8 protein-coding genes are annotated in these 13,968 nt (G+C 42.4%); 7 read left to right on the top strand and 1 reads right to left on the bottom strand.

The genetic code is table 11. The features are described from left to right. Window positions 1-6 precede the first annotated feature (6 nt). The 6 genes from gltB (at window position 7) to DWY31_RS08660 (ending at window position 11,211) form a co-directional block, all read left to right on the top strand. Complete coding sequence (gltB, locus tag DWY31_RS08685; RefSeq protein WP_117537377.1) at window positions 7-4,542, top strand: glutamate synthase large subunit; 4,536 nt, start codon at window positions 7-9, stop codon at window positions 4,540-4,542. A 13-nt stretch (window positions 4,543-4,555) separates the two neighbouring features. Further along, the gene (locus DWY31_RS08680; RefSeq protein WP_118520106.1) at window positions 4,556-6,058 is read left to right on the top strand and encodes a glutamate synthase subunit beta; all 1,503 of its coding nucleotides are present in this window, start codon (window positions 4,556-4,558) and stop codon (window positions 6,056-6,058) included. 158 nt (window positions 6,059-6,216) lie between these two features. Beyond that, complete coding sequence (locus tag DWY31_RS08675; RefSeq protein ID WP_117537375.1) at window positions 6,217-7,398, top strand: coiled-coil domain-containing protein; 1,182 nt, start codon at window positions 6,217-6,219, stop codon at window positions 7,396-7,398. Between the two features lie 152 nt (window positions 7,399-7,550). After that, complete coding sequence (locus tag DWY31_RS08670; RefSeq protein ID WP_118520104.1) at window positions 7,551-8,318, top strand: class I SAM-dependent DNA methyltransferase; 768 nt, start codon at window positions 7,551-7,553, stop codon at window positions 8,316-8,318. 87 nt (window positions 8,319-8,405) lie between these two features. Then, complete coding sequence (hslO, locus tag DWY31_RS08665) at window positions 8,406-9,281, top strand: Hsp33 family molecular chaperone HslO (protein WP_118520102.1); 876 nt, start codon at window positions 8,406-8,408, stop codon at window positions 9,279-9,281. A gap of 16 nt (window positions 9,282-9,297) precedes the next feature. Then, complete coding sequence (locus tag DWY31_RS08660; RefSeq protein ID WP_117537373.1) at window positions 9,298-11,211, top strand: NAD(+) synthase; 1,914 nt, start codon at window positions 9,298-9,300, stop codon at window positions 11,209-11,211. A gap of 134 nt (window positions 11,212-11,345) precedes the next feature. Here the strand turns inward: DWY31_RS08660 and DWY31_RS08655 are convergent, their stop codons facing one another. After that, on the bottom strand, window positions 11,346-12,023 hold the full coding sequence (locus DWY31_RS08655; RefSeq protein ID WP_021861399.1) for a S1 RNA-binding domain-containing protein: 678 nt from the start codon (window positions 12,021-12,023) through the stop codon (window positions 11,346-11,348). 267 nt (window positions 12,024-12,290) lie between these two features. On the opposite strand from DWY31_RS08655, the gene DWY31_RS08650 reads away from it, so the two are divergent. After that, window positions 12,291-13,937: a putative manganese-dependent inorganic diphosphatase gene (locus DWY31_RS08650; protein WP_117537372.1), complete on the top strand. Its 1,647-nt coding sequence runs from the start codon at window positions 12,291-12,293 to the stop codon at window positions 13,935-13,937. The last annotated feature ends 31 nt before the right edge of the window (window positions 13,938-13,968 follow it).

Below are 13,968 nucleotides of genomic sequence, written 5' to 3'. Positions count from 1 at the left end.
AAAGGTATGTATGAGCAGAAGCAGAATCTGCATACCGGTTTGTATCGCACAGAGTTTGAACATGATAACTGTGGTATCGGTGCAATCGTTAATATCAAGGGCAGGAAATCCCATAACACGGTAGCAGATGCACTTAAGATTGTAGAAAATTTAGAACATAGAGCTGGCAAGGATGCCGAAGGTAAAACAGGTGATGGAGTTGGAATTCTATTACAGATTTCACATAAGTTTTTCTCCAAAGTCTGTGAACCTCTCGGCATCCTTTTACGTTCTGAGAGAGATTATGGTGTGGGAATGTTTTTCTTCCCGCAGGATGAACTGAAAAGAGAACAGGCAAAGAAGATTTTTGAAGTTATTGTCAGAAAGGAAGGAATGAATTTCCTGGGATGGAGACAGGTACCGGTAAAAGAGGAAGTACTTGGAAGCCGTGCAGCAGCTTGTATGCCATGCATTATGCAGGGATTTATTGAAAGACCGGAGCATATTGCGCAGGGAATTGATTTTGACAGACGTTTGTATGTTGTAAGAAGAGTCTTTGAGCAGAGCAGTGATGATACTTATGTAGCGTCTCTTTCAAGTAGGACAATTGCGTATAAGGGTATGTTCCTTGTCGGACAGCTTCGCTCTTTTTTTGCGGATCTGCAGGATAAAGACTATGAATCTGCAATTGCACTGGTACATTCCAGATTCAGTACAAACACAAATCCGAGCTGGGAGAGAGCACATCCGAACCGGTTCATCGTACATAATGGAGAGATCAATACAATTCGTGGTAATGCGGATAAGATGCGTGCCAGAGAAGAAAACATGGAATCTGAGTGCCTGAAAGGAGAATTGCATAAAGTTCTTCCGGCGATCAATACATCCGGATCCGATTCCGCGATGCTTGATAATGCCATCGAATTTATGGTAATGAGCGGAATGGAACTGCCACTGGCAGTGATGATCGCGATTCCGGAGCCATGGGCAAATACAAAAAATCTGTCACAGAAGAAAAAAGATTTCTATCAGTATTATGCAACAATGATGGAGCCATGGGACGGACCGGCATCTATTCTGTTCAGTGACGGCGACTGCATGGGAGCAGTACTGGACCGGAATGGATTACGTCCTTCCAGATATTATATTACGGAAGACGATACGTTGATCCTATCTTCTGAAGTAGGTGTACTTGATATTGATCCGTCTAAGATCATTGTTAAAGAGCGTCTGCATCCGGGCAAGATGCTTCTTGTGGATACAATAAAAGGTAAAGTGATTGATGACGATGAACTGAAAGAATCTTATGCAAGAAGACAGCCGTATGGAGAATGGCTGGACAGCAATTTGATCGAGTTAAAAGATTTAAAAATACCGAATCAGAAAATTGAGACATATTCAGAGGAGGAACTCGGAAGATTACAGAAAGCATTCGGTTACTCTTATGAAGATGTGAAGACTTCTATTTTAAATATGGCGAAAAATGGAACAGAAAGCACTGGAGCCATGGGAATGGATGCCCCACTTGCCGTTCTTTCACAGAAATCTCAGAATCTGTTCGGATATTTCAAACAGTTATTTGCACAGGTTACTAATCCACCGATTGATGCAATCCGTGAAGAAGTCGTAACATCTACAACCGTATATATTGGTGAGGATGGCAACCTGTTGGAAGAAAAAGCAGAAAACTGTAAAATGTTAAAGGTAAATAATCCAATTCTTACCGATACAGACCTGCTGAAAATTAAAAATATGAAAACAGAAGGTTTCCAGGTTACAGAGATCCCGATCACTTATTATAAAAATTCCAGTCTGGAAAAGGCGATGGATTACTTATTTATCGAAGTAGATCGTGCAATCCGTGAAGGAACCAATATTCTGATTCTTTCCGACCGTGGTGTGGACGAATATCATGTGGCAATGCCGTCACTTCTTGCATTGTCAGGACTTCAGCAGCATCTGGTACGGACAAAGAAGAGAACTTCCGTGGCTATTATTCTGGAAACAGGAGAACCGAGAGAAGTCCATCATTTTGCAACACTGCTTGGCTATGGTGCATGTGCGATCAATCCGTATCTTGCACATGAGACAATACGCCAGCTTATTGATACTGATATGTTGCAGAAAGATTATTATGCTGCAGTTGACGATTATAACCATGCGGTTATCAGCGGAATTGTAAAGATTGCCTCCAAGATGGGAATTTCCACCATTCAGTCTTATCAGGGTGCAAAAATCTTTGAAGCGATCGGCTTGAAAGAGTGTTTTATTGATAAATATTTTACAGATACGGTCAGCCGTGTCGGAGGAATCGGAATTGAAGAAATATCGGAAGATTACAGTGCGAGACATTCCCGTGCATTTGATCCGCTTGGACTGGAGGTGGAGCTGACACTGGATAGTGTCGGGCATCATAAATCCAAGAGCGGTGGCGAAGAACATCTGTACAATCCGCAGACAATCCACATGCTGCAACAGTCAACCAGACGTGGTGATTATGAAATGTTCCGGAAATATACGGAGATGGTCAATGCAGAAGGAGAAAAGATCAATCTGCGTGGACAACTCGATTTCAATTACCCGGAAGAAGGCGTTCCGATTGAAGAAGTTGAGAGCGTAGATGATATCGTAACAAGATTTAAGACAGGAGCAATGTCTTACGGTTCTATTTCCAAAGAGGCGCATGAGACACTGGCAATAGCTATGAATCAGCTCCATGGAAAATCAAACAGTGGTGAAGGTGGCGAAGAAATTGAACGTCTGGATACAAACCGTTGTTCTGCAATCAAGCAGGTAGCGTCTGGAAGATTTGGTGTAACATCCCGTTATCTAGTCAGCGCAAATGAAATCCAGATTAAAATGGCACAGGGCGCAAAACCGGGCGAAGGTGGACATCTTCCGGGAGGAAAAGTATATCCGTGGATCGCAAAAACCAGACATTCAACGCCGGGGGTAAGCCTGATTTCACCACCGCCACATCATGATATTTATTCTATCGAAGATCTGGCACAGTTGATCTACGATTGCAAAAATGCAAATAAAGATGCAAGAATTTCAGTAAAACTTGTATCCGAAGCCGGTGTTGGAACAGTCGCAGCCGGTGTTGCAAAAGCCGGTGCAGGTCTGATCCTGATCTCCGGATATGACGGAGGAACAGGTGCGGCGCCAAGAAGTTCGATTCATAATGCTGGACTTCCGTGGGAACTGGGACTTGCAGAAACGCATCAGACATTGATCGCCAATGGGTTAAGAGAGCGTGTGCGGATCGAGACAGATGGAAAATTAATGAGTGGGCGTGATGTTGCAATCGCAGCTATTTTAGGGGCAGAAGAATTTGGATTTGCCACAGCACCGCTGGTCACAATGGGATGCGTTATGATGCGTGTCTGCAATCTGGATACCTGCCCGGTAGGAGTAGCAACCCAGAATCCAGAGCTTCGTAAACGTTTTACCGGGAAACCGGAATATGTTGTGAACTTTATGCGTTTTATGGCGCAGAATCTGAGGGAATACATGGCAAAATTGGGTGTCCGTTCGATTGACGAACTGGTAGGAAGAACAGAACTCCTCAAAGTAAAAGATGTACCGGTGTCTGAACGTGCAGAAACCCTGGATTTAAGTAAAATTCTTTATAATCCGTATGATAAAAAGACAGTGCCAATGACCTTTAATCCAAAGAAAGTTTTCAATTTTGAGCTGGAAAAAACACTGGACGAGAAGGTACTTATAAAAGAATTACTTCCAGCACTGGAGAAAAAACAAAAACGGGTTCTCGAAATTGACGTTGCGAATACCAATCGAACATTTGGTACTATTTTCGGATCGGAGATTACAAGACGTTATCCGGAAGGACTGGATGAAGACAGCTATGTGATCAAGTGCAAAGGCGCAGGCGGTCAGTCTTTTGGCGCATTTATTCCAAAAGGACTGACACTGGAACTTACAGGTGACAGCAATGATTATTTTGGCAAAGGATTATCCGGCGGTAAACTGATCGTATATCCGCCGACAGGAGTGAAATACAAACACGAAGATAATATCATTATTGGAAACGTTGCACTTTACGGAGCCACAAGTGGTAAAGCATACATCAATGGTATGGCAGGCGAGCGTTTTGCAGTCCGCAATTCCGGTGCGACAGCAGTTGTGGAAGGTGTAGGCGACCATGGCTGTGAATATATGACCGGAGGACGTGTAGCAGTTCTTGGGAAAACCGGTAAAAACTTCGCGGCAGGTATGAGTGGCGGAGTTGCTTATGTGCTGGACGAAGATAATGACCTCTATCTGAGTGTAAATAAACAGCTTGTAAATATTGAACATGTTACAGCAAAGATGGATGTAGAAGAACTGAAAACAATGATTGAAGAACATGTTGCTTATACGAATTCAGAAATTGGTAAAAAAATTCTGGAACATTTCACAGATTATCTTCCAAAATTCAAAAAGATCATTCCTGCTGACTATGAGAAGATGATGACAACGATTCTCCAGTTAGAAGAGCAGGGAATGAGCAGTGAACAGGCAAAAATCGAAGCTTTTTACATGATCAAAGAAGGAAGATAAGGAGGCGCACAAAATGGGAAAAGCAACAGGATTTATGGAATATGACAGACAGGATAAGAAAGCAGAGGCGCCAAAGGAGCGAATCCGGAATTTTAAAGAGTTTTATAAACCATTATCGGAAGAAGAACAGAAAATTCAGGGAGCAAGATGTATGTCCTGTGGTGTACCATTCTGTCAGTTTGGTCAGATGATCATGGGAATGGCGAGTGGATGCCCGTTACATAATCTGATTCCGGAGTGGAACGATCTTTTGTATCACGGGAACTGGGAAGAAGCGTACTATAGATTAAAGAAAACAAATAATTTCCCGGAATTTACATCAAGAGTATGTCCGGCGCTTTGCGAGGCAGCTTGCACATGTGGATTGAACGGAGACGCAGTAGCGACAAAATCTAATGAATATGGCATCATAGAACATGCGTATAAAATGGGATATGCGGATGCAAGACCGGTGAAAGTACGCACCGGAAAAAAAGTTGCAATTGTTGGTTCCGGACCGTCCGGACTGGCGGCAGCAGATCTTCTGAACCGTCGCGGACATCATGTCACTGTTTTTGAAAGGGAAGACAAAGTTGGAGGACTTCTCCGCTATGGAATTCCGAATATGAAATTGGAAAAACAGATTATCGATCGGAAGATAAAGATCATGGAAGAGGAAGGTGTGATTTTTCAGACAAGTTGCAATATCGGAAAAGATAAACGGGCTTCTTCTATATTGAAAGAGTTTGACCGTGTAATCTTATGCTGTGGTGCGTCCAACCCAAGAGATATCAAAGTTCCGGGAAGAAAAGCCGATGGCATTTATTTTGCAGTGGATTTTCTTAAATCTACGACGAAAGCACTCTGGGCAAATCCTGAACATGAATTAAAAGAAGACACTTATATTTCAGCCAAAGGAAGAAAAGTTATGGTTATCGGCGGTGGAGATACCGGAAATGACTGCGTTGGAACATCCATGCGCCATGGTGCGGCATCTGTTTTACAACTGGAAATGATGCCGAAAGCACCGGATCAGAGAACAGAGATGAATCCGTGGCCGGAGTGGCCGAGAGTCTGCAAGACCGATTATGGGCAGCAGGAGGCTGCAGCAGTATTCGGACAGGATCCGCGAGTATACCAGACAACCGTAAAAGAATTTGTCAAAGATAAAAACGGACGTGTCTGCAAGGCAATTCTGGTAAAGCTTGAATCAAAACAGGATGCAAAAACCGGAAGACGTATGATGGTGGAAATACCAGGCAGCGAATATGAGGTGGAGACCGATCTGGTGCTGATCGCAGCAGGATTTCTGGGAAGTGAATCTTATATTACGAAAGCATTTGGCGTAGAAGTAAATGCGAGAACGAATGTAAGTACGAATCCGGGAGAATATAAGACCAGTGCAGAACATGTATTTACAGCAGGCGATATGCACCGCGGACAATCACTTGTCGTATGGGCGATCCGTGAAGGAAGAGAAGTGGCTGAGGCTGTTGATAAGAGCCTGATGGGATATACAAATCTGAATATCCAGTAGGAGTGTATTCGATCTTCTTTTCAGATAAGAGTTCTGGTAAATGTTACAAAATTATTAAAAGTTATTGCAAAATTGTTTTTTATAGAGTATAATCGTCCCTAGATAGTGATACTATGTCAAATTGGAATTAAAGAAATGTAAAGAAAAAGGATGATATAATGAAAAAATTTGGAGTGAAACTATTATCAGTTGTAGTGACCAGTTCGATGATCGTGACACCTGTAATGGCAGCACCTTCGGTAAAAGATTTAAAACAGAATAAAAAGGCAGCACAGAAACAGGTTGATTCATTGCAGACACAGTTGACAGGCATTATTGAGAAAATCAATAATCTGGAAGATGAGCTGGTTGTAACAGGTGAGAAGATCGAGACAACGTCAAAGGATCTGACGCAGGCTAAGAAAGATGAGAAGAAACAGTACGAGGATATGAAGCTTCGTATTAAGTATATGTATGAAGAGGGCGACAGTACATTTTTCGAGACACTGGTAAGCTCTACGAACTTCTCTGATATGGTAAACAAAGCCGAGTATGTTACGAATGTACATAATTATGACAGAAAGAAACTGGCTGAGTATGTTGCTACAAAGAAGAAAGTTGCAACTCTGAAGACGAACCTTGAGAAAGAACAGAAGAGTCTGGAGAAGAAGCAGACACAGTTCGAAACAAAACAGGATGATCTTGATAAAGTGCTGACTTCCAAGAAGTCAGAAGTTGCAGATTTGGATTCCGAGATTCAGAAAGCGGCTGAAGCGGCAGCGAAAGCAGCCGAAGCAAAACAGCGTCAGGAAGCAGCTGCAGCAGCAGCGGCTCAGAAGACAAGCGGCAGCAACAAGAACAATACAAGCAATAATAACAGTAACAGCGGTAATAAGAACAACGGTGGAAGCGGCAATAGCGGAAACAGCAACAGTGGCAACAAGAATAACGGTGGAAGCAACAATAATGGCGGAAGCAACAATAATGGCGGAAGCAATAACAGTGGTAATAATAGCGGTGGTAACAGCGGTGGACATTATTCTTCAGGAAGCGCAGTTGTAAGCCGTGCGTACGGAAAGCTTGGGTGCCCATATGTATGGGGCGCGTGCGGACCGAACACATTTGACTGCTCCGGTTTCGTAAGTTATTGTCTGACAGGACGGTATGCACGTATCGGTACATCAGGTACATTTGCAGGATGGCCACGTGTAAGCAATCCAAAGCCGGGAGACGTATGTGTACGTTCTGGCCATGTAGGAATTTATATTGGTGGAGGACAGATGATCCATGCACCGCATACAGGAGACGTTGTCAAGGTATCCAGTGTACAGTCCGGAATGTGGTATGTACGCAGACCTTAAAGAGTCTGGATTGTAATATATATGAACATGTATAATAGAAAATGCTCATCACAGCAGTTGTGGTGAGCATTTCTTTTGGCAGTAACTATTTGAAAAGTTTAATGCTTATGTTATAATATGGAAAGCTTGTGACAGAAGAAAGGAGCGCATCAATGAAGGCATATACGAATTTTGCAGAAGTTTATGATACATTCATGGATAATGTTCCATACGAAGAATGGGCAGAATATTTGCTGAAGGTATTAGAACAATATGGGATTAAAGACGGACTGGTACTGGAATTGGGATGTGGGACCGGAACAATGACTGAGATCCTGAATGACAGAGGATATGATATGATCGGTGTGGATAATTCCGAAGATATGTTGGAAATTGCGCTGGATAAAAGAGTAGAAAGTGGAAAAGATATCCTTTATCTGTTGCAGGATATGCGTGAGTTTGAATTATATGGAACGGTCCGCGCAGTTGTGAGTGTATGTGACAGTGTGAACTATATTACAGAAGAGAGCGAACTGGAAGAAGTTTTCCGGCTGGTAAATAATTATCTCGATCCAGGCGGAATTTTCGTGTTTGATTTTAATACAGAATACAAATATCAGAAGATCCTTGCGGATAATGTATTTGCAGAAGACCGGGATGAATGCAGTTTTATCTGGGATAATTATTATGATGAGGAAGACCGGATTAATGAATATGAACTGTCTTTATTTGTAAGAAGTGCAGAGAATCCGGAATTGTATCGCAAATATCAGGAAGTACATTACCAGAAAGCATATACACTGGAGAAGATAAAGACACTGCTTGAAAAAGCAGGACTGTCATATCTGGGCGCTTATGATGCATATACACAGGATGCACCGCTTTATACAAGCCAGAGGATCTGTGTTGTAGCACAGGAATGTCAGAAGATGGTAAGATGATTCTATGAATGTGGAATGTCAGAGGATAATAAGAAAATCAAACGAGAAGATAAGTTTAGAAGATAAGATTAGAAAAGGATGTTAAGTATGAAAGATTATATTGTAAGAGCAACAGCAGCAAACGGACAGGTACGTGCTTTTGCTGCAATTACGAGAGAGACAGTAGAAGAAGCCAGACAGCACCATGGAACAAGCCCGGTTGCGACAGCAGCGCTTGGACGTCTGCTGACAGCAGGTACGATGATGGGAAGTATGATGAAGAATGAGACAGACATGCTGACATTACAGGTACGCGGAGACGGACCGATCGGCGGGATTACCGTAACAGCAGACAGCAAGGGAGATGTAAAGGGATATGTTGAGAATCCGGATGTGATGCTTCCACCAAAGAATGGTAAACTGGATGTTGGCGGAGCAGTAGGTATCGGACTTTTGCAGGTTATTAAAGACATGGGACTGAAAGAACCATACTCTGGACAGACGATTCTGGTGAGCAGTGAGATCGCAGAAGATCTGACTTATTATTTTGCAAATTCGGAACAGGTACCGTCTTCAGTAGGTCTGGGAGTATTGATGGAAAAGGACAATACAGTTAAGACTGCAGGTGGATTTATTATCCAGATGATGCCATTTGCAGAGGATGCAACAATAAGCCAGATTGAAGAGAACTTAAAACTTGTGACTTCCGTGACAGAACTTCTGGACAAAGGCTATACTCCGGAACAGCTGTTAGAAGAACTGCTTGGCAATGTCGGTCTGGAAATTACGGATACGATGCCGACACGATTTTATTGTAACTGTTCCAAAGAGCGTGTGGAGCAGGCTGTGGCAAGTGTAGGTAAAAAAGATATTCAGGAAATGATCAATGATGGCAAACCAATTGAAGTCAAATGTCATTTCTGTAATACCGCTTATCATTACAGTGTAGAGGAACTGAAAAATATTTTAAAGAGAAGTAAGTAAAGGCAGGCGAAAGAAAATGAAACATGGATTCGTGAAAGTTGCAGCAGCGACACCGGATATCCGGGTTGCAGATGTAGAGTATAATACAGAGCAGATCTGTCGGCTGATCGATGAGACAGCAGAAGAGGAAGCAAAAGTAGTTGTATTTCCGGAATTATGTATTACCGGATATACGTGTGGAGATTTATTTACACAGGATCTGTTGCTGGAAAATGCAAAGAAAGGATTGCAGAAGATTGCGACACATACCGGTAATAAGGATGGGATATTCTTTATCGGAATGCCGTTAGCTGTAGACGGTGAGTTGTATAATGTTGCGGCGGCAGTGAACCATGGACATATTCTTGGATTTACGACGAAGACATTTCTGCCGAATTACGGTGAATTTTATGAGATGCGCCAGTTCTGCGCGGGTCCGAAGGAAGCAAGAATGATTTCTTTTGATGGTAAGATGATTCCGTTTGGACCACAGATCCTTTTTGTAGCAGAAGAGATGCAGTCGCTTGTGATCGCTGCAGAGATCTGTGAGGATGTATGGAGTACGGTTCCGCCAAGTATCCAGGCAGCAAGAGAAGGTGCCGTCCTGATCGTGAATTGCTCAGCAAGTGATGAGACGATCGGAAAGGCAACATACAGAAAGAATCTGATCGAGGGGCAGTCTGCAAGACTTTTGTGCGGTTATATTTATGCCAATGCCGGAGAAGGTGAATCTACGACAGATGTTGTGTTTGGCGGACATAATATTATCGCTGAGAACGGAACAACTCTTGCAATGGGACAACGTTTTGTAAATAATGTTATTTATACAGAGATAGATATAAAACGTCTGCTCAGTGAGAGACGGAAGAATACGACATTCCAGCTTGTGGAAGACAGAAAGCTTATGCGTGTTCCGTTTGATATGAAGATACAGGAGACAAAGCTTACGAGAACATTTTATTCCAGACCGTTTGTGCCGGGAGAAGAGGGCGAGAGAGCCAGAAGATGTGAAGAAATCCTTACCATTCAGGCGATGGGACTTAAGAAACGCCTGGCACATACACATGCAAAGAGTGCAGTAGTAGGTATTTCCGGAGGATTGGATTCGACACTGGCACTTCTTGTGACAGCGAAGGCATTTGATGCACTTGGCATGGACAGAAGTGGAATTACAGCGGTTACAATGCCATGCTTTGGTACAACAGACAGGACTTATCAGAATGCATGTAAGATGTCGAAGAAGCTTGGAGCGACACTTAAGGAAGTACCGATCGCAGCTTCGGTAGAACAGCATTTTAAAGATATCGGACATGATCCGGAGGATCACAGTGTTACTTATGAGAATTCACAGGCACGTGAGCGTACACAGGTGTTGATGGATATTGCCAATGCGGCAGGAGGCATGGTAATAGGAACTGGAGATATGTCGGAGCTTGCTCTTGGATGGGCAACATATAATGGCGATCATATGTCCATGTATGGTGTCAACGCTTCCGTTCCAAAGACGTTAGTTCGTCATCTGGTTCATTATTATGCAGATACCTGTGAGGATCAGGAACTTAAAGAGATTCTGTATGATGTATTAGACACACCGGTAAGCCCGGAACTTCTGCCACCAAAAGACGGCGAGATTTCACAGAAAACAGAAGACCTGGTAGGTCCATACGAACTGCATGATTTCTATCTTTATTATATGCTCCGGTTCGGATACGAACCGTCAAAAATCTACAGGATCGCCAAAGAAGCCTTTGCAGGAGAGTATGATAATGAGACGATTTATAAATGGCTTCGTACCTTCTGCTGGAGATTCTTTGCACAGCAGTTCAAGCGTTCTTGCCTGCCAGACGGACCGAAAGTTGGTACGGTTGCATTATCACCGAGAGGTGACTGGAGAATGCCAAGTGATGCGTGCGTAGCCGGATGGCTTAAAAATCTCGATGAGATGGAATAAACACATAGAGAAATATAATAAAAAAGGTTTCATTCACGGCTGTGAGCGAAACCTTTTTTGTACCTTATATAATGAGTCAGTCTATTCGATTGTAATTAGGAAACTGAATTTCATTAAAGAGCGTGGAGATGAGATTATAACTGGATATTCTTGAAGAGATCTCCAAGGCTTGTTCCAATCTCTTCCGCTTTTGGAATCTCGACTTTTTCAACCGGCTCTTCTTCAACTTCTTCCAGCGCTTTCATGCTGAGACTGATCTTACCATCTTTGATACCGATTACTTTGACCTGAACTTCATCCCCGACATTCAGGACATCTTTTGGAGATTTGATACGTTTCTGACTGATCTGAGAAATGTGAACCAATCCGGAAAGACCGTCCTCAAGCTGGATAAATGCACCGTAAGTCTGTAAACTGTCTACGGTACCTGTCATAACAGCGCCAACCTGCAGATTTGAAATCTTCTCTTCTTTTGCTTTGCGTTCTTTTTCTTTCAGAAGTTCGCGGGCAGAGAGGACTAATTTATTTTCAGCCTGGTCAACGTCAATGACTTGGACTTCAATATCTTTCAGAAGATAAGATTCCAGATCGTCAATGTAAGATAAAGATAATCTGGAAGCCGGAATGAATCCGCGCAGTCCTTCTACCATAGCAATTGCTCCACCGTTGACGATCCCCTCAATCTTAACAGGTAGTATAGTTTTCTTCTCGAGATATCTTTTTACGACATTCCAAGGATTGGCATCGTCAAAATGATCTTCCAGATCTGCCATTGTTAAGTTGTTGTCTTCTTTCATTAATTCTTCACTCATAGTTTTTTTGTTCCTTCCTGACATGATTTTGATAAACGTTTTTTCTATATGGCGATAGAAACTGTATACAGTATAACATAAAAATGACCGTTGTTTCAAAAAATGTGCAAGGATTTTGCGTCTGTATGCAAGAAATAGTTGACGAAACGAAAAAAAAATGGCAATCTAACTAGTGAACTTATGAAAAATATATGATATAAAAAGAAGCAAGGAATGCGCTAAAAATATCATAAAATATAATATTAACGAAAGTTTGGAGAGAGATAGATGGGAAAAAAGACTGGAAAAGTGTATGTGGTCGGACATAAGAATCCGGATACCGATTCCATTTGTTCCGCAATTGCATATGCAGAGTTGAAAAAGAAACTGACAGGGGATGAGTATGTTGCAAAACGTGCAGGTCAGGTGAACGAAGAAACACAGTATATATTGTCTAAATTTAATGTGAAAGCGCCGGATCTTTTGAAAAATGTCAAATTACAGGCGAAAGATCTTGATATTCATAAGATTGAAGGGGTTGCACCGAATGTTTCAATTAAAGATACATGGGCAAAGATGAAAGAAAATAATATCAAGACGGTTCCGGTATTGAAGGAAGACGAACTGGTAGGAGTGATCTCTACCGGAGATATTGCGACATCTTATATGGATGTTTATGACAGTAACATTTTGGCAAGAGCAAGGACGCAGTATAGGAATATTATCCGTACATTGGATGGTACATTACTTACGGGAAATGAACATGGACATTTTACCAAAGGAAAAGTAACGATCGGAGCATCGGATCCGAATTTGATGAAGGAGTTTATCGAACGGGATGATCTGGTAATCCTTGGAAACCGTGATGAAGCACAGGAGTGTGCGATCAATATTGATGCGAGCTGTATTGTTGTATGTCAGAACGCGAAAGTTTCTTCGGAGATGCTCCGCAGAGCAGAAGAACAGAGTATTGTGATTATCAGTACACCGCATGATACATTTACAACAGCCCGTCTGATCAATCAGAGTATACCGGTGAAGTTTTTTATGAGTAAAGGACCTCTGGTTGCATTTCATATGAATGATTATGTAGATGAGATTAAGGAAGTTATGACGAAGACAAAATTCCGTGATTTTCCGATCCTTGACAGACATGGCAGATTCCGTGGATTCATTTCCAGACGTCGTTTTATGGATGCAAGCAAGAAGAAAGTGATCCTTGTAGATCACAATGAGAAATCACAGGCTGTAGATGGGCTGGAAGAAGCAGAGATTGTAGAGATCATTGACCATCACAGACTGGGCAATATTGAGACAACAGGACCGGTATTTTTCCGGAATCAGCCGGTAGGCTGTACGGCGACGATCGTTTATCAGATGTACAGAGAGGAAGAAATCTCCATTTCACCGAAGATTGCAGGTCTTCTCTGTTCAGCGATTATTTCCGATACATTGCTGTTCCGTTCACCGACCTGCACATCCATTGATGAGAAAGCGGCGGCGAAACTTGCAAAGATCGCCGGAGTCGATATGGAAGAGCTTGCGAAAGAAATGTTTAATGCAGGTAGCAGCATGAAAGGCAAGACGCCGGAAGAGATCTGCTTCCAGGATTTCAAACAGTTTACGGTAAATGACGTCGTATTTGGTGTCGGACAGATCAATTCCATGAGCGGAGAAGAACTTAAGGAGATCAAAGAAGTGCTGGAACCGCATCTGGAACAGGTGCTGGAGAAGCAGAATCTCCATATGATCTACTATATGCTGACAGATATTTTGAATGAGTCAACAGAATTACTCTGTTGTGGAGCAAATGCAAAAGCACATATTACAGCAGCATTTGATCTGCCGGAGGATACACAGGATATTATCCTTCCGGGAGTTGTTTCCAGAAAGAAACAGCTGATCCCGGCACTGGTGGAGACATTACAACAATAAGATATATAGAAATGATCTGATACAGGAGGAG

It is taken from the genome of Dorea sp. AF24-7LB (genome assembly GCF_003478575.1).
GTDB classification, from domain to species: Bacteria; Bacillota; Clostridia; order Lachnospirales; family Lachnospiraceae; genus Dorea_D; species Dorea_D hominis.
This window is presented reverse-complemented; position numbering and strand designations above follow the sequence as displayed.